Origin of the sequence: Filimonas zeae, from assembly GCF_014641615.1 — a bacterium.
GTDB classification, from domain to species: domain Bacteria; phylum Bacteroidota; class Bacteroidia; order Chitinophagales; family Chitinophagaceae; genus Filimonas; species Filimonas zeae.
In genome coordinates this window covers 1-22,252 of the sequence record NZ_BMIB01000008.1, presented here as the reverse complement: position 1 = coordinate 22,252, position 22,252 = coordinate 1, and the positions used below count along the sequence as shown (strand labels likewise).

Annotated in this window: 13 protein-coding genes; 4 read left to right on the top strand and 9 right to left on the bottom strand. The window is 44.8% G+C overall.

The genetic code is table 11. From position 1 onward, the window contains the following. Nucleotides 1-12: 12 nt before the first annotated feature. From IEY13_RS28825 to IEY13_RS28815, 3 genes are all read left to right on the top strand, one after another. Entirely contained in the window at nt 13-948 is a 936-nt protein-coding gene (locus IEY13_RS28825) for a homoserine kinase (protein WP_188959109.1), read from the top strand. 194 nt (nt 949-1,142) lie between these two features. Further along, on the top strand, nt 1,143-2,471 hold the full coding sequence (gene thrC, locus IEY13_RS28820) for a threonine synthase (RefSeq protein WP_188959107.1): 1,329 nt from the start codon (nt 1,143-1,145) through the stop codon (nt 2,469-2,471). Nucleotides 2,472-2,745: 274 nt separating this feature from the next. Beyond that, nucleotides 2,746-5,331, top strand: coding sequence for a TonB-dependent receptor (locus IEY13_RS28815; protein ID WP_188959105.1), 2,586 nt, complete (start codon nt 2,746-2,748; stop codon nt 5,329-5,331). 80 nt (nt 5,332-5,411) lie between these two features. Here the strand turns inward: IEY13_RS28815 and IEY13_RS28810 are convergent, their stop codons facing one another. From IEY13_RS28810 to rpoB, 9 genes are all read right to left on the bottom strand, one after another. Further along, nucleotides 5,412-5,798 (bottom strand): hypothetical protein, encoded by a 387-nt coding sequence (locus IEY13_RS28810; RefSeq protein ID WP_188959103.1) that lies wholly within the window; start codon nt 5,796-5,798, stop codon nt 5,412-5,414. 7 nt (nt 5,799-5,805) lie between these two features. Next, nucleotides 5,806-10,110, bottom strand: a complete 4,305-nt coding sequence (locus tag IEY13_RS28805; protein WP_188959101.1) for a DUF6531 domain-containing protein — start codon at nt 10,108-10,110, stop codon at nt 5,806-5,808. 69 nt (nt 10,111-10,179) lie between these two features. Further along, nucleotides 10,180-10,548, bottom strand: coding sequence for a VOC family protein (locus IEY13_RS28800; protein WP_188959099.1), 369 nt, complete (start codon nt 10,546-10,548; stop codon nt 10,180-10,182). 84 nt (nt 10,549-10,632) lie between these two features. Next, on the bottom strand, nt 10,633-11,064 hold the full coding sequence (locus IEY13_RS28795) for a hypothetical protein (RefSeq protein WP_188959097.1): 432 nt from the start codon (nt 11,062-11,064) through the stop codon (nt 10,633-10,635). Between the two features lie 17 nt (nt 11,065-11,081). After that, nucleotides 11,082-12,431 (bottom strand): hypothetical protein, encoded by a 1,350-nt coding sequence (locus IEY13_RS28790; protein ID WP_188959095.1) that lies wholly within the window; start codon nt 12,429-12,431, stop codon nt 11,082-11,084. A 321-nt stretch (nt 12,432-12,752) separates the two neighbouring features. Continuing rightward, nucleotides 12,753-13,874, bottom strand: coding sequence for a lactonase family protein (locus IEY13_RS28785; protein ID WP_188959093.1), 1,122 nt, complete (start codon nt 13,872-13,874; stop codon nt 12,753-12,755). A gap of 81 nt (nt 13,875-13,955) precedes the next feature. Further along, nucleotides 13,956-15,401 carry a TlpA family protein disulfide reductase gene (locus IEY13_RS28780; RefSeq protein ID WP_188959091.1) on the bottom strand — a complete coding sequence of 482 codons (1,446 nt, stop codon included), beginning with the start codon at nt 15,399-15,401 and terminating at the stop codon, nt 13,956-13,958. 86 nt (nt 15,402-15,487) lie between these two features. After that, nucleotides 15,488-16,336, bottom strand: a complete 849-nt coding sequence (locus tag IEY13_RS28775; RefSeq protein WP_188959090.1) for a helix-turn-helix domain-containing protein — start codon at nt 16,334-16,336, stop codon at nt 15,488-15,490. A gap of 141 nt (nt 16,337-16,477) precedes the next feature. Further along, a complete protein-coding gene (rpoB, locus tag IEY13_RS28770) occupies nt 16,478-20,281 on the bottom strand; it encodes a DNA-directed RNA polymerase subunit beta (RefSeq protein ID WP_188959089.1) in 3,804 nt (1,267 codons plus the stop codon). Between the two features lie 268 nt (nt 20,282-20,549). Between rpoB and amyA the strand changes: the two genes are divergently transcribed. Then, nucleotides 20,550-22,031 carry an alpha-amylase gene (gene amyA, locus IEY13_RS28765; RefSeq protein WP_188959087.1) on the top strand — a complete coding sequence of 494 codons (1,482 nt, stop codon included), beginning with the start codon at nt 20,550-20,552 and terminating at the stop codon, nt 22,029-22,031. The last annotated feature ends 221 nt before the right edge of the window (nt 22,032-22,252 follow it).

The following is a 22,252-nucleotide window of genomic DNA, read 5'->3' as shown; positions in this document are numbered from 1 at the left end:
AAACCGAACAAAATGTCTTCTGATAATAAGAAAGTAAAAGTAGCCGCTCCTGCCACCGTTGCCAACCTGGTATGTGGCTTTGATATACTGGGCTTGTGTTTGCACGATCCCTACGATATCATGGAAGTGGAGTTGCTGAACGAGAAAAAGGTGATTGTTAAAAGCGCGGATGGATATCCCCTGCCCGAAGATCCTGCACTGAATACCGCAGGCGCTCCGCTGCTGGAGATGCTGAAAGAAGTAGAAGACAACATCGGTTTTTCTGTATTAATTCATAAACGCATTAAACCCGGTAGTGGCGTAGGCTCCAGTGCTGCCAGCGCCGCAGGCGCGGTAGTAGCTGCCAACCACCTGCTGGGCAACCGCTTTACCAAACACCAACTGGTACAGTTTGCCATGTTTGGCGAAAAAGTAGCCAGCGGTGTTAAACACGCCGATAACGTTACTCCCTGTATCTTCGGCGGCGTAACCCTTATCCGGTCTATCTTTCCGCTGGATATTGTACCGTTGTCATCTCCGCCGTTATATGTAACCGTAGTACATCCGCAGATTGAAGTACGCACCGCCGATGCCAGAGCTATTTTAAAACAACAGGTATTGCTGAAAGATGCTATTAAGCAATGGGGCAATATCGCAGGCCTGGTAGCCGGTTTTCTGAAAAACGATTACGACCTTATCGGCCGTTCGCTGGAAGATTATCTGGTAGAGCCCGTGCGCAGTATTCTCATACCCGGCTTTGATGATTTAAAGAAAGCCTGTAAAGCTGCGGGTGCGCTGGGTGGCGGTATATCCGGCTCCGGCCCTTCTATTTTTATGCTGAGTAAAGAACAGCAGACAGCGCTGGAAGTGGAACAAGTGATGAAAGACTGTTATACTCAACTGGGTGTGGACTTTCATACTTATGTAACTACCATTAATACAGAAGGGGTTAAGATACTGGAAGGGTAAAGTCAAAAGGAAAAAGTCAAAAGTTAGAAGTCAAAATCAAACGCAAGAAGTCTGATGGAGAGCGGAAGCTAAAAACACGCGGGTTATATCAAACGATAAAAGCCCCAAAAAGCAAAAAAAATATTCAGTGTCAAATGGCGCCAGGATATTTCAGCTGATTCAAAGCCAAACATTCAACATAATTAATCATTCACATGCAATACTATAGTCTTAACCGCCGGTCGCCCAAAGTAAGCTTTGCAGAAGCGACTGTACAGGGACAGGCGCCCGACAAGGGCTTGTATTTTCCGGAGCATGTTCCTTCATTGCCTGCCGATTTTATCAAAAACATTCATAGCTACAGCAAAGAAGAACTGGGCTTTACCGTAATGCAGCCTTATGTAGCAGGCAGTATGCCCGATGCCGTGCTGCAGCAGATTGTAAAGGAAACGGTAGACTTTCCTTTTCCGCTGGTGCAGGTAACCGATAACATTTTTTCGCTGGAGTTATTCCACGGCCCTACGCTGGCGTTTAAAGATGTAGGCGCGCGCTTTATGAGCCGCTGCCTGGGTTACTTTAACCGCAATAACAAAAGAGAAGTTACCGTACTGGTAGCCACTTCCGGTGATACCGGTGGCGCTGTTGCCAACGGCTTCCTGGGTGTGGAAGGTGTAAAGGTGGTTATCCTGTACCCTTCCGGCAAAGTAAGCCCCGTACAGGAACTACAGTTAACCACCTGCGGCCAGAACATTACCGCACTGGAAGTACAAGGCAGTTTTGACGATTGCCAGGCCATGGTAAAGCAGGCTTTTGCCGATGCAGAGCTGAACAAAATCATCAGCCTTACCTCCGCCAATTCTATTAACGTAGCACGCTGGCTGCCGCAGCAGCTGTATTATTTCTTTGCTTACCAGCAATGGAAAGAGGCAAAGGCCCCTGTTATATCGGTACCCAGCGGCAACTTTGGTAATATCTGTGCCGGTATACTGGCCCATATTTCCGGCCTGCCTGTACAGCATTTTGTAGCCGCCTGTAACGATAACGATGTAGTACCTGTATACTTTGCCAGCGGTGGCAGCTACGAGCCAAAACCAGCCGTAGCCACCCTTAGCAATGCCATGGACGTTGGTAACCCCAGCAACTTTGTACGTATACTGGAGCTGTTTGGCAACGAGTTTCCGAAAGTAAAAGATGCCATCAGCAGCTACAGCATTAACGACGATACTACCGTAGAAACTGTAAAAGAAGTATTCAGCAAACACAAATACCTGCTGGACCCACATGGTGCCGTAGGCTATTATGCGCTGAACGATTTTCTGGAGAAAAGAAATGAAACGCCGGGCGCTGGTAAGAAAGCCCCCGCTCAGAAAGGCTTTTTCCTGGAAACCGCCCACCCGGTTAAATTTCCGGAAGCGATAGAAAAAGTAACCGGCCAGAAAATATCCATGCCCGAAAGTGTGCAACATTTATTGGGTAAACAAAAGGAAAGTACGGTTATAAAAGCCAGCTTCAACGAACTGAAGAACTGGTTGTTATCGCACTAGTTCCATGCCGGGTTATCACAAGCCAGATGGCCTGATAAAGCGGCTGGCAAATTAAGTCATAAAAGTGCTTCGTTTTTTTGCCATAGGCCTGCATCGTTAAGATGTGGGCCTTTTCTTTACCCTTCCTTTGTTCTATATTTCCCATTTCTTCATCACCTTCCTTCCCGACGCAGACCTTTTTTACTTTTCCCTTTTACCTTTTGACTTTTTCCCGCTAAAACCCTCTAGCTTGCAGCCCCGATTACAAAACTGATTACTGACTAAGCTTTTATTCATGACAAAGACTACTTGCATCCCACAACTGTTGGGATTATTTTTTATTGCCCTATTCCCAATGCTGCTTACCGCACAGCAAAACGGCACTATCAAAGGGGCCGTTACCACCAGCGATGGCAAAGGAGCCTACGCCGTTTCTCTGCTGCTGCAAAAAACCGGAAGGGCCGCTGTAACAGATGCCACCGGACATTTTACCATCAAAAATGTAAAACCCGGTACGTATGATCTGGCAGCCTCCCTGTTAGGCTATGCAGATATTACACAAAAGGTAACCGTACAATCTGGCCAAACCAGCGAGGTGGCTATTCAGCTGGCCTTGTCCGATCTGCAGTTACAGGAAATTATCGTAAAAACAGCCCGCAACAAATACAACACTGCCGCCAGCGATTATGTAGGCAAAATGAACCTGAAGAACCTGGAGAATGCCCAGTCTTACTCAACGGTATCTAAAGAACTGATGAATCAGCAGTCGGTATTTAGTGTATCAGATGCCGTGAAGAACGTTCCCGGTGTAATGCCGCTGTGGGAATCGGTAGGCCGCGCCGGAACCGGTGGCGCCTACTATGCGCAAAGAGGCTTTGCCACACAGCCCAAAGCCAGAAACGGCCTTGCGGGCAATACCATTACCGATGTGGATGTGGCAAACATTGAAAGAGTAGAAGTGATTAAAGGCCCATCGGGCACCCTTTTCGGAAACAACATCACCTCTTACGGCGGCCTTATTAATATGGTAACCAAAAGCCCTTACAATCACCTGGGTGGTGAAATTCAATATTCCGGTGGCGGTTATGGTTTACACAGACTGTCGGCAGATATTAATACTCCGGTAGATGCAGAGGGCAAACTGCTCTTCCGCCTCAACACCGCCTTTGTTACCCAGAATACCTTTCAGGACTATGGTTTCAGAAAAATATTCAACGTATCTCCCAGCCTCTCTTATCAGGTAAACGATAAATTATCTTTTAACCTGGATGCAGAGTTTCAATCAGGCCAGGCAGCAGGTGGTGCGCAGGTTATTTACTTTGTTCCACCCAGCCAGTACCAGAACACAGTAGTAGGTTTACTGTCGCGCGTTTTAACACCAGCACAAATTGCAGTAGCCATGCAGGCCTATCCTAAAACCGTACAGGAAGCCTACGGCGTTAACCGCGCCGATCAGCTGAAGCTGAACTACCAACGCTCTTTTTACAGCAACGATCTTGTGAATGAAACCAGAGTGGCGAACATATACGGGCAGATGAACTATAAGCTGTCCGGTCAGTGGAGCAGCCAAACCAATATCTCCCGCAATAACAACAGTTCAGAAGGCTATATGCCCTTCTTTTACCTGATGCCCAACTTTGTACCGGCTTTTGTAAGAGGTATATCTACAGGCGCTGTAACATTCGGTACGCCCGGTGCAGACAATCTGGCCCGTATGGTATGGAAACCCGTAGGTAATCAGAATGCAATAGAAATGCAGCAAAACTTTCTGGGCGATTTTTCTGTGGGCAATATGCGCAACCGCTTTACCGGTGGGTTGAATTATTACAATTACAACTACAACATCACCTACAACGGCTTTGTAGGCTCTTTGTATGGATTGCCCTATCAGTATGCATTTGATGTGGCTCCTGTTAACGACAGTTTTCCACGCTATACCGATTTCAATAAAGCCAAGGTAGATTCTGCCTTTGCCGCAGGCAGACCTTATCATTATACCAACAACCTCGTTTCTTCTACCTACAGCGCCTACTTTAACGATGTACTGAATATTACCGAAAACCTGCTGGTGAATGTGGGATTACGTATAGATCACTTCAATAACAAAGGCTCCCTGAACCCCGATAATGGTAAATATTACAACGGTTATAAGCAAACCGCACTATCTCCCAAATTCGGCATCGTTTATCAGGTAATTAAAAATCAGGTATCCGTTTTCGGTAACTATCAGAACGGTTTTACCAATGTGAACGGTCAGGACTTTAACCGAAAGCCCTTCCGCCCCGAGCAGGCCAACCAGTGGGAAGGTGGTGTGAAATTAAATATGTGGGATGGCAAAGTATCCGGAACCATAAGCTATTACGATATCAAAGTAAAAGACATGGTACGTGTTGACCCCAACCCAGACCACATAGGCTTTAGCATACAGGATGGAAGCCAGAAAAGCAAGGGCTTTGAAGCAGATATTACCCTGTTACCCGTAGCAGGCTTAAACATCACTGCCGGCTATGCTTATAACGACAGCAAATACATCAACACCTCTGCTGATCTGGATGGCCTGCGCCCCATTACTTCAGGCGCCAGAAACGCTGTAAACTTCTGGGCAGGGTATCAATTTACCACCGGCAAGGCACAGGGTCTGGGCTTTGGTTTTGGCGGTAACTATGTAGGTGATTGTTATGCGGTAAACTCCCGCGCCAACGGAGAATTTATTTTACCGGCTTACACAGTGTTCAACGGAACTGCGTTTTACGATCAGCCACGTTTCCGGTTATCAGCCAAACTCAACAACATTGGCAACAAACAATACTGGATTGGTTACTCTACTATGGACCCGCAAATGCTGAGGCAGTTTGTGGCGAGTGTGGCGTTTAAGTTTTAAACCAGCAGCATACTTTATACTGACTATTCAATTGTGAATGCTTCAAATACAGAAGCACTCACAATTGAATAGTCAGTAATTTAATCATCATTGGCAAATTCTATAGCCTCTTTAACCACAGGATGATTTACTGTTTCCTCCGGCAGACTACTAACCAACTTCGCAAATGCATCTTCTCCTAAAATCACTTTATAATCATCCAGCATTATATCCAGATTTCCTTTAAACCGGGCCTTAGTATAGGGGTCGTCGTCTAAATAATACATTCTCAAATGATCTGCTGCCACCTCAGGGTTTAGCTGCAGCATCAGTTCAAACACCTTACCTTCAAAAGCTACATCTTTCAACAATTCACGTAACGCACCTTCAAGTCCATCGTCAGGTTTGTTAATGTCAATCAACGAAAGTTCATGCCTGAGAGATTCCCGGAGATTCAGGTATTTTTTTATTCTTTCTGCTGTATTCATGCTGTTGTTATTTACAAACTTTTCCAGTATTTATAATATCATCAGGCGAAACGTTATCCTTTATCTTCCAGTCCATTACCCCGCCTTTCGTTTTGCCTTTCAACTCTACGTTCTTTCCTACCGTGTTAATATCTGCATAATAGTCTGCACCTAAGGCCCCTGTACTTCTCTTAATAGCATCGGGGTTTTTAGGGTCTACCTTTACAGACGTAACGCTGATTCCCCCACGGGAATCATTAGGATCAAACTTAAATCCGTTCTTTTTAAATTCTTTGAACTCCGCTTTGGACATAAACCTTCTTACTACTCCCGGATTTTGCGGAACACCATTTACCAGATTTAATCCAAAGGGATCTAACCAGGTATTGGGATCATGAACATAAGCATAAAGATGGTATCCCCCTTCAAGTCTGATTGGGTCCTGAGAAAGATAATGGCCGGTTTCAGGGTCATAATACCTGAACCTGTTATAACTCAATCCTGTTTCAGCATCCAGCCATTGCCCCTGCCAGGTGTGTAGCACCATGCCGGTGCGCCCTGTTTCATTTCTTACTTTACCATAGCAATCCAGATCGCGCTCCCATACTTTATTACCTGCTTTATCAAAGGCATGGGTAGGCGTTCCCATATAATCGGCTACAACACTGTAGTGCTCCGCCCCCTCCTGCCTTGCACAAGGTACCAGACTGCCATCCTCATATAACCAGGTAGTCACATTCGTAACAGGCTCCTTCACTTCCGTTAAAGCACCGCTTTCTTCAATCAATCTGCCTGGCGGAAAGCTGCCTTCGTAGCTCCATTCATGCAATACAACATTTCCATCCCATACCCATCGGGTAACGCTTCCCTTGTATTCTCTGGCTATGCGCCGCGCCAGGGCATCATAATAATACACCACCTCACCACCATGTGGCAGTATTACTTTATGTAACAACCCGTTGCTATGCCAATGATACCTCCAGCCAGATGCACTTCCTGTAAATACAATTCCCAGTTCTTTTTCCAGCAGCTGTTTGTCCTTTACAACTATCCCATTGTTTTTTCTAAACTCCTTAAATATCCGGTTACCTTCCCTGTCATAATAGTAATTGTATTTTTCGTTTTGTACTAATTGCCCACCTTTTCCGTATGCACTTTCTTTTTGATCAGTACTGTGAAAGAGATTGCCAATTTTGTCAGGAAGGCGGTATACTTTTTCAACATCCTGTGCTACGGAATAAGTAGCACAGGTTAAATTATCCCACTCATCATAGTCAAAATCCGTTACAGACTTTCCTATGCCACTGGAAATCTGAAGTAAGCGATTTCCTCTTCCCCATTTATACCGGGTTCTGTTAATTTCAGGATAAGCAGTTTCTATGGTACGCCCTATTACTCTGCCAAGCTTATCGCGCTCAGTAACCACACTTACCCCTCCGCTCATTTTTCGTTGCAGCTCTAATCCCTGCATATCATACAACCATTCCGCCTGCCAGTCGCCACTTTGCATGCGGGTAACACTCCCCATCCGGTCATGTTCAAACAATACAGACGCCCCCAGATTACTCTTTAATAGCACAGCATTACCCTCACTATCATAAGTACGTTCTACTGTATACCCGCCTTGTATTTCCTGTATTACTTTTCCTGCCTTATTTCTTATCAACCTTATTCCTGTATCAGCGTTTTGCGCAGCAATCAGCAATCCATCTTTATTGTATTTAAAAGCAGTACCACTGTCATCATCATACTGCTCACTCACCACATTTCCGGTACCATCATATTCATAAGCAACCCACTGGTTATTGGGGCGTAAAATTCGTTTAACCCTTCCGGCAGCATCTCTTTCGTACCTGCGATTGAGTCCATCAAATCCCCATTCGCTTACTACGTTCCCAATTCCATCCAGCGAAAACCGATATACCTCCCCGCTTTCATTAGCGATACTTTTTAGTTGAAGTTCCGTATCATATACATACTTTATTTTTCGACCGTTTTGCGTTCTGCTTAGTAAAACGCCCAGGCTACCGTAACTAAACCGCACCTCTCTCAAATCATCTCTGGCATGAATAAGATTAGCGTTTGCATCATAGGTAAAAAATTGTCTGTTACCATCCGGCTCTTCCATAGCAACAATATTGCCGGCATTGTCATAACTGCAGGTGGTAATATTTCCTCCTGCATCTGTTATCTGGACGGTATTTCCAAGATCATCATACTTCCACTGTTGAAAACTTCCGTTAGGATACGTCTGCTTTACCAGATCATGCCGGTTATTAAAATAAAAATGAACACTTCTGCCTGATCCATCGGTAATAGCATTCATATATACACCTTCGTAAGTAAACTGCAATCTGCGCCCATCAGGAAACTGCTTAGTTCTTATCCTGTCTAAATTATCATATTCCCAACTGATGGTAGCTCCCGACGGTTGTTGTATAGAAATCAGATTCAGCCGCTCATCGTACGAGAAAGAAGTTGCCAGCTCATTTTCATTTACAGCTTTTATTAATCTACCGTAAACATTGTACTCAAAGCGCTGACTGAGCCCTCCGGGATTAATAAGTACCTCAGGCTCTCCATGTTCATTATAAACCTGTCTTGTAATGCCGCCGGCACCATCTTCTATTTTATAAATAAGCTTCCTTTCATCATAGTAATAATGCGTGGTAAATCCCAGGCTGTTTCGTACAACAGTAAGCCCCTCTGTATAAGAAGCCCAGTATTCTAATATGCCTCCGTCTCCCCAGGTATGTATACACCGTGCACTCTCTCCGTTACCTTCATACTCCCAGTAAAAACGCTGCTCCATAGCATTCCTGTATTCCACAAGCAAATGACCGTTGTAAGTGAAATATCTATGGCCACCTGAGGCATCACCGGTATACATCATGTTACCCTGTTCATCATAGCGGTATTCAATAAAAACAACCGTTGTTCCATTGGCAAACGTATACAAACGCAGTATACGACCTTCCGTATCTGTGTCTACTGCTATTACCTGTCCGCGGCTGTCGGTTATTTCACGTAAACAGCCCCGTGCATCATAGTCAAAATGAATAGCAACACCATCAGTGGTAGCGATAGAAGAAAGCATATGAAAACCTTCCTGATTAGTTGGTGCCTGAAAACGATACTGTAGTTTATCTGCATCTGTTACCAGCCACCCCATCGCATCACAAGTTAAAAATAGCTGCTCACTGCGGTCGTAGCCAACTTCTCCATAAGCAACAGCAGGCATTGCTATTTCACGCCCATCCTGCAGGCGAAGGGTAACACCCCCATTGCCCATGTTGTAAATTCCCATATTATAACTATGATGCCAGTTATACCCCAGCGGGCCATTTACTTCCGCATCACTGTAATAAGTACGCTTCCAGATAAAAGGAATAGGCCCTGGTAAGGAAAAATCGGTATGATTGGCATATACCCGTCCTGTAGCAGCATCTACCGGCTCACCAAAAAGCCGGCATTTGATAAACTGTAGAACATTACCCAAACGAGGGTTCTTAGGCTTCACACGGTCAGCTACTTTCTGCAGGCCCTTACCCGTTCTCTTCCATAGTTTACCCATACCTTTCAAAGCCAGTTGAAAGCCCAGCTGAAACAGATCTATCGTAGGAGGTCCACCCACCAGCACGGGTTTACCGCCTGACGTTTCAATCAGCAGCATGGAGGTAGGTGCCATTAAAGCCATACGCGTCTTTGGCTTGTTCATCCGTGGCATTGCAGGAAAACCCACCAGATTACAGGAAAGTGCCGGATGAAAACGAGTGCTGCAAGGCCCGCCATCTGCCAGCACGGTACTACTGCCCATAAACATTTCAGAACTGGCCATGGGCGTGATAACAGGAAAAGGGATATGCGCAACAATACCCGGCAGGTGCTGAATGCCGGTACCCGCATTGGCAACCCAACGGCCATGTACCTGCACAGATGGCTTCATGGCATTCACAATAGCTGTACAAACGCTGGCCAGTGTTACCGGTTGTTCCGGCGGCTCCTCCCCTTCTTTTACGGGCGGAGGTGGTGGGGGCTCCGGAAGTACGGATGCAATAGCACTCATTACCGCCCCCATAATATCAAATATCATCCCTATATGAGGTACAGGTAATAACGGAGACGGTGGGAATACACTGGAGTGAAAGTCTATGCCCATGGCAAGGTCATAAAATTTAGCTACCGACTGCCCCGGCATAGCAGGTAACACACCTGCCATCTGCTTCTGAAAGCGATCCAGCTTGTCTTTCTTCTCCGCAAACAGCTCCCCAAAACCTTTACGGGGAGCAGGCGTTGTAACAGCATTTCCCAATGCTTGTGCGGCTATCGACATAGGTGTATGTTTATAATTTCTGCTATAAATTATTACCCATTAAACTCATACTCTATTCAGGTGATATCTCTAACGCTGACTATAATCTTCATATAAAAGGAACATATTGCCTGCAGGATCTTTCAGCGTTACATTCTTTCCCAAAGGGTATTCAAATATTTCCTCATTCAGTAACAGCGCTCCTGTTTTAAAAGGCACACTTTTCAAACGTTCAAAAACCGCATCGCAGTCATTTACTGCTAAATTAAACAAAAGACCCATTGCCTGTGGCATCCCCTCCTGAAGTAAAAGCCTGATGTTTTTATTCTCCTTACCTTCCAGAGAAATCTGTCCCATTCCAAAATCCTGTCCCAATTCAAACAATCCTAATTCATCACAATAAAACGTGGTGGCTTTACTCATAGAGTTAACCTTTAAAACAATCATTACATTTTTCATATCACTCGGCAGTTTCGCTTTTAAATCAAGCAACACTTCTGTAAGTCAGCAGCTGCTATAGTACTATAACGCTACTTTTCCTCTTTAGCTATTATGCTGGTAAACACTTACATCCTCTATATTCCCTTCATCATCAACCTGACAACATATCTGCATATCAGGATAGTTTTCCGGAGCATGAAAGATCAGTACCGTACTACCCTGATAAAAATGAACAGCATCAAGTATTAACTCTTTTTCCAGATCAGACACATCTGCTTCTGAAGGAGTATAATCTCCCTGACCATAGGCACTTTCTGTTAATTCAACAGCCATCTCATGGCGGATAGTTTCATACGCGCCATTACCCAACCGTTCCAGAAATGCATTGGCATCTTCAATAAGCCCTGCATATTCATCTACCGTCTCTATCTCTTTTTCAAGTGACAATATTACCTCTGCCTGCTGTTGTAAAAAGGCCAGGGTTGTGTATCCTTCTAAATCATTATCCACTAATTGCAATGTGCCTAAATACATATTATTTTCTGCTTCAATTAAATAATACTGGTTTTCCGTTTAATCTTCGCATGCCCTACGCCTTCCTGTTGCAGCAATGCTTCCCAGTCTTCGCCCAGCCATTCAGCCAACTGTGCCTGTAGCTCCTCTTCCTGTTCTGCATTACGTACCCGTTTTGCCAGAAACACAGCCATATAGGCTGCATGTAAAAAGGTAGACTGCCGCCTTACTGGCGGCTCCAGATAAGCACCTGCACTTAAAGCCAGCAGCATGTATTCAAAAGCAGTATTAGCTTCTTTCAGTTCATAGTGTAAATGCCCGGCCAGCCTCCGGCCTTCCATTACCGTATAAGCATCACCATATGCAGCCGCAGTATCTGCCAGTTGTTCATACACTTCCAATGCTGCTTTTCGTTTCTTTTCTCCATATAGCAGCGCTGCCTTTAGCATCATACACGATTTCCAAACCGGATAGCCAGCCGTATCCTGCTGTTGCATGGCTTCTGCCGAAGCAGCTATGGCTTTATCGGTGTATACATGGCTGTTGGCAACATCGCGGATAGCATAATATGCCTGCGCTGCCACCATCCAGCTGCCTGTTTGTGCGGCAGGTGAATGCATCTCCCGTACAATAGAAAATAGTTTATGAATTTCTTTAGGAGTGGTTTTTCCTTTGTCTTTAGTGGTAGACTCCATCACTTCTATTATCTGCCGGGTAAAGCGGGCTTCTGCATCTACGGTGTTATAGTTGCCGCAGTCCTTCTTCATTTCATTCTTTACGGCATCCAGCATGTTCAGCTTAGGATACAGGTACACACAGGGGGCAGATGGCTTCAGCTTTACGCGTCTATCCTGTGCAAAGTCTATAGTAACCAGTCTTATCTCCTTCGGAACCCCGTTCAATACTTTCTTCAGCCAAACGGCTATATTGTGCGTATGATATAATACCACGGGAAAGTATAAACAAAAATGTGTGTGCTTGTCAATATCTTTGATACAGGCTCTGAAACGCAGCAGCTCCTGCCAAAGACTTGTCAACCCCGGCTGCAATGTTCTGTCTGGTTGAAAAGGCTGGGTAAGTAGTCCACTGTTCACCAGAGCGGTATACATATCCAGTTCAGGATGCGGGCAATCGTTAAACCATGATAGAAATTCTTCCCAGAGTAATACTTCAAAGTCTGCTGCATTGCCTTTATACTCGCTGTCGAAACGGAAGAACAAGTCGTTAAACGTTCCCACAGGGGAACGCTCAATTTCCAGAAATTTGTCAATGATATCCACGTCCGGATACTCTGCTACCCAAACGGCGAGTTTCCAGGTTTGTAAGGAGTCAATAGTCTGCCATTCGTCCCGCAGCTTATAAAACTCCTGCGCTATTGATGCTGTCATAAATACAAAATATTATCTACAGTTATTTCTGTAACAACTTCTTGTAGTCATATACCCTTGCTATAACTCTCGTTTAAGTCCATTCATAGGCGCTACCTGTTTATATTACAGGCGCTGTAGTCTAATCTAATTGTTCAGTTATTACAGGCAGGAAACAGAACAAACCAGTATCTGGTCAGGCTCTAAAGAGCAAAAATCCGGCCATAAACTGCCGGAAAAAGAAAGGCTTTCTTCATTGCGCATCAACTGTACAACAATGAAGAAAGCCTTTGAAAGCCAGATTTTTCTACTATCCGGCAAAAAATCAATTGGAATATTTTGTTATCGCACCGGTACCATTTTCAGGCAAACCGGCTTGTTTATCTGAATAGTGGTTTGTGTATCCTCCAGTAAACCGTAGTTTTTATTGATAACGAATATCTGGATATTATTGCTGTCGCGGTTGGCTACCAGCAGAAAACGACCTGTGGGATCAATCATGAAATTACGGGGATGCATGCCCACGGGTTGACGCCCAACTTCCAGCAATCTTCCATCTGTATTCACCTTGAAAATAGTGATTTCGTTGGCTTTGCCACGGGTAGATACATATAGGAACTTACCATTAGGCGTAATATGAATATCAGCACCACCCATATCACTTTTATCGCCTGTTTTTGCTGTAGGTAAAGATTGTATCTCGGTAAGGTTACCATCTTTTACCTCATACACCAGCAGCTTGCCTGCCAGTTCAGTCATTACATAGGCAAATTTGCCGTCGTTAGAGAAAGTAATATGGCGTGGACCAAAACCATCTTCCAGCGTAATATAGGCAGGCTCAGCGTCTGTTACCGGAGTAGCGCTGCCGGCATCGAATTTATACTGGTATACACGGTCGTTACCCAAATCACAGGAGTACATATATTTTTCATCCGGGCTGAATACCGCGCAATGCGGGTGGGGCATTTCCTGGCGGGTTACGTTTACACCATAACCTTCGTGCGCCAAATTTTGCGCCGCAGGCTGTAAGGTACCATCTGAACCGGTTTTAAATATGGCCAGGTTACCGCCGGCATAATTGGCTACCGCTACATTTTTACCGGTTGAATCCACAGCAATATAACAGGGTGAAGTGCCTCCGGTGGTTTGTTTGTTTAAAAAAGTAAGCTGCCCTTTGGTTTTGTCCAGTGCAAAAGCACTTGCATCCCCATCGTCTTTACCGGGATACTCATTTACGGCGTATACAAACTTCTGGTCTTTAGAAACAGCCAGATACGTGGGATATCCGGTTTCCACCTTGCTTACAAAAGTGGCTTCCCCTTTATTGGGATTGAAGCGATATACATGAATGCCGCCGTCTTTTCCGTCAGCGTTGGTACCTATCAGCAGGTATTGAAAAGGATTCTGGGCCATAGCAACCGTTCCTGAACATAACACAGCCATTGCAACAATCAGTTTGCGCATAGTTAGAAGATTAAGTATCTGCAATTTAACAAACAAAGAAGGCGAAAGGTTAGTGGAAACGTTAAAAAATGTGGGATGGCATCACCAGTTGTCTTCCAGCATTTTCCACAGTGCTGTTTCACCGGGCCTAAAGGCATCCGCGGCCAGTATTCTTCCACGCTTATCAAATAGCATGTAACGGGGAATGGTTTTTATGTGATATGTTTTCACAATAGGCGCATTAAAATTGTTCAGCAGCAAATAAGACTTACCCCTGAACATTTGCGCATGTGCCTTCTGAGCCTGCAACCATGCCGCTTTATCTTTATCCATAGATATGTATATAAAGGAAACCTTTTCCGGTGTAACAGTTTGCTGTAGCCTTTGCGAAGCAGGCATTTCTTTCATACATGGCATACACCAGCTTGCCCAGAAATCAATATATATCAACTTTCCCTTGTGTTGCTTTAGAACAGAATCCCATAATACCCTTTTTCCTGCATCATCCAGCAACAACGTACCATCAGGTATATCCCGGCCTCTGGCGTCATAATTCAACGCTATATTTTTCCTCAAGGAATCATCTCTACATACCTGCTGAAATGCAAGGGCAGCTGATTCCAAACCAGCTTTACCTTCATTTATCCCCTGCTTTAAGAGCGCATATAATACATACTCCCTGGTTATCCCCTTCAGTATATCAGTCGCCAATAAATATTGATCGCGGAGCGACTTTTTGTTTCTCAGTCCCGCCTGATAAGTAATGAAACTGCGTGCGGCAGAACGGTATGAACTAACGGAGATACAGCTATCACAGTTAAAATATTTACCTTCCCCGTTAAACAACTCCTGTTCAGCCAGCGTAATAACACTTGTATCCCTACCCCAATGATTAAGCGCATTATACTGATGATACAGAAACAGATAGAGAAAATAAGCTTTTCCCGTATGCGCAAAGTCATCAGATAATGAATGCTGTTTACTATACAGCTCCAGATAGGCCACTCTTGCTTTATAGTTATCCAATAATCTTTCTCTCAATTCAGATAACGAGTGTGCCGGTTGTTTTAAATGCCCTTTATATTTTGCAAAAAAAGCCGCATCTTTTTCTTTAAAGTGAAGAAGCGGAGGGGGAATTTTGTCTTTCGATTCCTCCCCTATTATGGCCCCAATATCCAACGTAGCCATCCGGAAAAAGCGCAATTCATCTAACCTATCCTTCTGCTCACTCCATACGTCTATAACTCCGCTGCTGTCCGGTTGCAACACAATAGCATCTCCCGGCCTGGCTATCACCGGAAAAAAAAGAGTATCATATTGGCAAATTAACGTCAATGGCTCTGTTCCTATATATTCAAATAAAGCACTGTTAGCGGCGAGTTCTTTGGGAGGCTGTCCTAAAGAATATTTATCTGAGTAAGAGAGGTAAACGGGTTTGGCAAGACCTTTCCAGGTAACAGTTATTTTAGCATTCCGCGCAGGTTGAGCCGCACATATACAGGAGATAACTGGCAGGCATATTGTAACGGTGTATTTAAATAGCTGCATATCTGATAGATTCAGGGTGAAAAATCAGGCCACTGTTCTGGTTGAACAGTTATTCCAAATTAAGTATTTATTCAATAAGATATATGTTAAAATGCGCGCGCAGCAAAGCCGCGGGATTTTCGTTTGTAATCGGTGGGAGAAAATCCTGTATATTTTCTAAAATACTTGCCAAAAAAAGACTGGTCGCTAAACTGTAAAACCTGTGTAACCTCAGATACTGAGATAGCAGGATTGCCCAGCATCATTTTAGCCTCTGCAATAACCGCTGCACTTATAAGAGCACTCGCCGCCTTGCCCGTTACCTCTTTCAGTGCTTTGGTAAGGTAGCCAGGTGTAACTGCCAACGCATCCGCATAAAAACCAATGCCCCGCTGTTGCCGGAAATGTTCATGCAGCAAATCCAGAAAGCGGGTGGTCAGTTCCTCTTTGCGGCTGACAGGTGAATGAATACCGGAAGAGTGCAGCCGGAATAAAGCCCCTGCTTCGTAAATGGCGGCAATTACCAGGTGCTGCACCGTTTCGTGCTGAAAAACGTCACTATAACCTTTCTCCAGCCGGTGCCCTATCATGGCCAGTAATTGGCCAAATGCGGCCGTTTCTGCCTCGCTAATTGCATACTGGCGTGTGTTTGCAGCAATAGTAACCTGAAACAGATCGCTACCCGCTATATGTATACCATTTTCCTGCAAAAAAGCAGCATCAATGGTGATACATGTATAGATACAATCGTCGGACACCTCTTCAATGGTATATACCTTATCTCTGGCAATAAAATACAGGCTTCCCGCATGGCAGGTAACCGTTTCCTGATTGCACAAAAAGCGAAACCAGCCCTGCTGCACCACAAAAAAGCCACCTGCTTCAGCGCGGAAGGGGTTATGCAGTATGCCTGGTGCTTTTATCAACTTTTCATCGATAACGTTTATGCCTTCCATCGGGTATTATTGGTTTATTTATACCGTCTGTTGCTGTTTATAAAACATGGATCGCGTATACTCAAAAAAAGAGGCCATTCCTTTTGGGAATGACCTCCTGTATCGTAATCTGTGCAATCATAGAAGCGATCGCAGAGATGATTACTCGAATTTCAGATCCAGACCTAAACCTCTCAGTTCGTGTACTAACACGTTGAAGGATTCAGGAATACCAGCTCTTGGAATGTTATCACCTTTAACGATAGACTCGTAAGTCTTCGCACGGCCAATGATATCATCCGACTTAATGGTTAACAGTTCCTGCAGAATGTTGGCTGCACCGTATGCTTCCAGTGCCCACACCTCCATCTCACCAAAACGCTGACCACCGAACTGTGCTTTACCACCCAGCGGCTGTTGTGTGATAAGACTGTAGGGTCCGATAGAACGGGCGTGCATCTTATCATCAACCATGTGGTGCAGTTTAATCATGTAGATTACACCAACGGTAGCTTTCTGGTGGAAACGATCACCGGTTTCGCCATCATACAGGTGGGTGTGACCCATCATTGGTATGCCGGCTTCCTGGCAATGTGCTGCAATTTCATCAGGTGTAGCACCGTCAAAAATCGGAGTAGCAAATTTAACACCCAAGCGCTTACCGCACCATCCCAGGATGGTTTCGTAAATCTGACCCAGGTTCATCCTTGAAGGTACACCCAGTGGGTTCAGAACGATATCTACAGGGGTACCATCTTCCAGGAACGGCATGTCTTCTGCACGCACAATCTTGGCAACGATACCTTTGTTACCGTGACGGCCCGCCATTTTATCACCTACTTTCAGCTTACGCTTAACAGCCAGGTAAACTTTAGCCAGTTTTAATACACCAGCCGGCAATTCATCACCGATAGAGATATTGAATTTCTCGCGCTTATAGCGACCCAGTTCTTCGTTGTATTTGATGTTGTAGTTGTGCAACAGAATGTTAATCTGGTTGTCAATTACATCATCACCGGTCCAACCCAGCGGATTAACGTTCTGATAGTCGATGCTGCTCAGGTTTTTCACGTTGAACTTAGCACCTTTACCAATCAGCATTTCACCAAAGTTGTTGGCAACACCGGTAGAAGCTTTGTCTTTCAGTAAAGTCTGCAGCTTGCTCAGCAACAGCTCTTTCAGGGCTTCTGCATTTTGCTCGTGCTGCTTCTCTACTTTCTCCAGTTGCGCTTTCTCACGAACTTTAGCGTTCTTGTCTTTCTTCGCACGCTGGAACAGCTTCTTATCAATAACTACACCTTCTGTACCGTTTGGCGCTTTCAGAGAAGCGTCTTTGGCATCACCGGCTTTATCACCGAAGATAGCACGTAACAGTTTTTCTTCCGGAGTAGGATCGCTTTCACCTTTAGGAGTGATTTTACCAATCAGGATATCACCTTCACGGATATGGGCGCCGATACGGATAATACCGTTCTCGTCCAGATCTTTGGTAGCTTCTTCAGAAACGTTTGGAATATCCGGAGTCAGTTCTTCTTCACCCAGTTTGGTATCGCGTACTTCCAGCTCATACTCTTCAATATGTATAGAAGTAAACAGGTCTTCACGAACTACTTTCTCGTTAATTACAATCGCATCCTCGAAGTTGTAACCTTTCCATGGCATGAACGCCACCTGCAGGTTACGACCCAGCGCCAGTTCACCATCTTTAGTAGCGTAACCTTCTGTTAAGAAGTCGCCCTTTTTCACCTGCTGGTTCTTCCTTACGGCCGGACGCAGGTTAATGTTGGTAGATTGGTTGGTTTTGATAAACTTGGTTAAGCGATAAACGATCAGATCGTCTTCGAAACTCACCAGACGGTCAGCATCGTTTCTGTTATAACGAACGTGAATTTCTTTCGCATCTACAAATTCAACCACACCATCACCTTCCGCGTGAATCTGAATACGTGCATCGCGCGCAGCTTTACCTTCCAGACCGGTACCTACGATAGGTGACTGCGGCAGAATTAATGGTACAGCCTGACGTTGCATGTTTGATCCCATCAACGCACGGTTGGCATCATCATGCTCCAGGAACGGAATCAGAGAGGCACTCAAACCAACAATCTGGTTAGGCGCAACGTCCATGTATTCCACTTCTGTTTTTGTTAACAGCGGGAAGTCACCGGTTTCGTGACACAGAATTCTGTCCTGCACGAAATCACCGTTGGCATCCAGCTCAGCACTTGACTGGGCAATTTTAGCAGTATCTTCTTCCTCTGCACTCAGGAATTTAACTTTACTGAGGTTTACGTTACCGTTATCCACGCGGTGGTACGGAGTTTCGATAAAGCCCATATCGTTAATCTTCGCGTGTACGCAAAGGGTGGAAATCAGACCGATGTTTGGTCCTTCCGGAGTTTCAATAGTACACAGACGGCCGTAGTGGCTATAGTGTACGTCACGCACCTCGAAACCTGCCCTTTCACGGCTTAAGCCCCCGGGGCCTAACGCGGAAATACGACGCTTGTGCGTGATTTCACTCAGCGGGTTGGTCTGGTCAAGGAACTGTGATAACTGGGAAGTACCGAAGAAAGAGTTGATTACGGAAGAAAGAGTTCTCGCGTTAATCAGATCCACCGGAGTAAACACCTCATTGTCACGAACGTTCATACGCTCGCGGATAGTACGGGCCATACGGGCCAGACCAACACCAAACTGAGCATATAACTGCTCACCTACGGTACGTACACGACGGTTGCTCAGGTGATCGATATCATCAATCTCCGCTTTACCGTTGGTAAGGCGAACCAGGTATTTGATGATCTCGATAATATCCTCTTTCGTTAATACTTTATTTTCCAGCTTCTGGTTTACGCTCAGTTTGCGGTTGATTTTATAACGACCAACTTCGCCCAGATCGTAACGCTTATCGCTGAAGAATAATTTATCAATAATACCACGTGCAGTTTCGTTATCCGGAGCATCAGCACCACGCAGCTGGCGGTAAATGTGCTGAACGGCTTCCAGTTCACTGTTAGAGGTATCTTTGTTTAATGTGTTGTAGATGATAGCATAGTCGCCACCAACATCTTCACGCTGAATGAAAACACTCTTCACATCCAGATCAGCAATGGTATCCGCTGCTTCTTCGTCCAGGATGGTATCACGCTCCATAACAATCTCGTTACGCTCGATAGATACCACTTCACCGGTATCCTCATCCACGAAATCTTCTACCCAGGTACGCAGTACACGGGCAGCTAATTTTTTACCGAGATGTTTTTGTAAAGATTTTTTGTCGGCAGGCACTTCTGTTGCCATTCCGAATAATTCCAGAATGTCTTTATCAGTTTCAAAACCGATTGAACGTAACAGGGTAGTTACAGGGAACTTCTTCTTACGGTCAATGTACGCGTACATTACATTGTTAATGTCGGTAGCGAATTCCATCCACGCACCTTTGAACGGAATTACCCTTGCAGAGTAAATCTTGGTTCCGTTGGGGTGAACTGACTGACCGAAGAATACACCAGGTGAACGGTGCAGCTGAGATACAACCACGCGCTCGGCGCCGTTGATCACAAACGTACCACGGGGGGTCATGTAAGGAATATTACCTAAAAACACATCCTGCACAATGGTTTGGAAATCTACGTGCTCCTCATCATTACAGCTTAACCGTAATTTAGCTTTCAGAGGCACAGCGTAAGTCAAACCACGCTCCATACACTCCTCGATAGTATAACGCGGCGGGTCAATGAAATAATCCAGAAACTCCAATACGAAAATGTTACGCGTGTCTGTGATAGGAAAGTTTTCCTTAAACACACGGAACAGCCCTTCAACGTTACGTTTGTCAGGTGTGGTTTCTAATTGGAAAAATTCACGGAAAGATTCTAACTGAATGTCGAGCAGGTCAGGCTGTTCAGCAAGGTGTTTAGATTTACCGAAGCTGACCCTGTTTTGAACTGTAGTTGATGACATATCTGTAATTAACCGGTTTTTGCAAAATTAATTTCAGGGAGGAAACACCTCTTAATAACTGAGAGTTAACCTGTTACACGCTAAATGGCCATGCCTGTAACCATAACTAACAATAAGCCCAAAATAAAGGATGGCAAAATTAAGGAATATGCGGGAAATTTTAAAATCAAATTTTATACCGTTTTGTCCACCTGTAGTTAACATTTTTTTTGGCATGTTTTTCTAACGGATTGTATGCGTTCCACTTGCAACAATATATAACAATTTTATGAAAAACGGTACCCTTCTCCAGTATTTTCACTGGTATTACCCTGCTGACGAATCTCTCTGGAAAAAACTCAGGAAAGATATTCCCTGGCTTACGTCTAACGGCATCTCCGCAGTGTGGCTGCCGCCTGCCTACAAAGGCATTCATGGCAATCAATCAATCGGTTATGACACTTACGATCTGTTCGATCTGGGCGAGTTTGACCAGAAGGGATCTGTACATACCAAATACGGTTCGCGGCGCGATTATCTGTCTGCCATTACAGCGGTACAAAAGGCAGGACTGATGGTGTACGTAGACATAGTAGTTAACCATAAAGGCGGCGCGGACGAGAAAGAACGCGTAAAAGTGTGGCGTGTAAACCCCGAAAACCGGAACGAAATACAGGGAGACGAATTTGAAATTGAGGCATTCACTAAGTTTACTTTCCCGGGCCGGGACGGAAAGTATTCAAAGTATATCTGGGACTTCCACAGTTTTACCGGTGTAGATTATGCAGCGGATATTGATGAGTGTGGCATTTTCAAGATTAATAATGAATATGGCCAGTCGTGGGAAGATGAAGTTTCCGAAGAATTTGGCAATTACGATTACCTGATGCATGCCGATATTGAGTTTCGTAATCCAGCCGTAAAAGAAGAACTGAAACACTGGATCAGCTGGTACCATAAAACTGCCCACTTTAATGGTCTGCGCCTGGATGCTGTAAAACATATTCCTGTTTACTTCTTTAATGAATGGTTGGATTATGTACGCACCCATGTTCAGCGGGATTTATTTGTAGTGGGTGAGTATTGGGAGACCACAGATGTAGGCATTCTGCACAGGTATATTGAGGCTACTGGTGGCCGTATGCAGCTATTTGATGCAATATTGCAGAACCGCTTCCATATCGCCTCTAAATGCGGAAAAGAGTTTGATATGAGTACCATTTTTAATGACACACTGGTAGCTACCAAACCGGAAAATGCTGTAACCATTGTAGCCAACCACGATACCCAGCCTCTGCAATCACTGGAGGCACCGGTAGAGCCTTGGTTTAAGCCACTTGCCTACGCGTTAATACTGCTTCGGAAAGACGGCTATCCCTGCTTATTTTATCCAGACGCGTTTGGTGCTCATTACTGGGATAAAGGTAATGATGGCAATGACTACGAGATATTCATGCCTGTGGTGAATAAGATAGAACAGATGCTGAAAGCCCGTCAGCAGTTTGCTTACGGCGATCAGCAGGACTTTCTGGATCATCCCAACTGCATCGGCTGGGTACGTAATGGTGATGAAGAACATGCTGGCTGCATTGTACTGATGAGTAACAGTGAAGAAGGACATAAAGACATTAACCTGGGAGAAGATAAAAAGGGTTGGGTATATGTAGATTTTTTAGGCAACCATGAAGCAGAGATTACATTAGATGATCATGGCAATGGCAAGTTTTTAACAAAGGGAGGCAGTGTAAGTGTATGGGTTCCGAAAGTATAACTATTGCACGATAAATTATAAAGGCCGCAGCTATTGTTAATGAGTTAACAACAGCTGCGGCCTTTTCTATGGAAAGCTTACACGTTTTTGATCCCAATGGCAATAAGCAGTAACTCCTATCAGATACAATATACGAGTTGAGGTATATACAAAACAAAACCGCCTCACTGTTTGCAGTAAGGCGGTTTAAATAAATATGGCAACTACCTACTCTCCCGCAT

What these genes read in the sequence shown, in the direction of transcription:
- IEY13_RS28815 (WP_188959105.1), top strand. Translation starts at nt 2,746, where the DNA reads ATGACAAAGACTACTTGCATCCCACAACTGTTGGGATTATTTTTTATT.
- IEY13_RS28810 (WP_188959103.1), bottom strand. Translation starts at nt 5,798, where the DNA reads ATGAATACAGCAGAAAGAATAAAAAAATACCTGAATCTCCGGGAATCT.
- IEY13_RS28800 (WP_188959099.1), bottom strand. Translation starts at nt 10,548, where the DNA reads ATGAAAAATGTAATGATTGTTTTAAAGGTTAACTCTATGAGTAAAGCC.
- IEY13_RS28775 (WP_188959090.1), bottom strand. Translation starts at nt 16,336, where the DNA reads ATGGAAGGCATAAACGTTATCGATGAAAAGTTGATAAAAGCACCAGGC.
- IEY13_RS28785 (WP_188959093.1), bottom strand. Translation starts at nt 13,874, where the DNA reads ATGCGCAAACTGATTGTTGCAATGGCTGTGTTATGTTCAGGAACGGTT.
- IEY13_RS28825 (WP_188959109.1), top strand. Translation starts at nt 13, where the DNA reads ATGTCTTCTGATAATAAGAAAGTAAAAGTAGCCGCTCCTGCCACCGTT.
- amyA (WP_188959087.1), top strand. Translation starts at nt 20,550, where the DNA reads ATGAAAAACGGTACCCTTCTCCAGTATTTTCACTGGTATTACCCTGCT.
- IEY13_RS28795 (WP_188959097.1), bottom strand. Translation starts at nt 11,064, where the DNA reads ATGTATTTAGGCACATTGCAATTAGTGGATAATGATTTAGAAGGATAC.
- IEY13_RS28790 (WP_188959095.1), bottom strand. Translation starts at nt 12,431, where the DNA reads ATGACAGCATCAATAGCGCAGGAGTTTTATAAGCTGCGGGACGAATGG.
- thrC (WP_188959107.1), top strand. Translation starts at nt 1,143, where the DNA reads ATGCAATACTATAGTCTTAACCGCCGGTCGCCCAAAGTAAGCTTTGCA.
- rpoB (WP_188959089.1), bottom strand. Translation starts at nt 20,281, where the DNA reads ATGTCATCAACTACAGTTCAAAACAGGGTCAGCTTCGGTAAATCTAAA.
- IEY13_RS28780 (WP_188959091.1), bottom strand. Translation starts at nt 15,401, where the DNA reads ATGCAGCTATTTAAATACACCGTTACAATATGCCTGCCAGTTATCTCC.
- IEY13_RS28805 (WP_188959101.1), bottom strand. Translation starts at nt 10,110, where the DNA reads ATGTCGATAGCCGCACAAGCATTGGGAAATGCTGTTACAACGCCTGCT.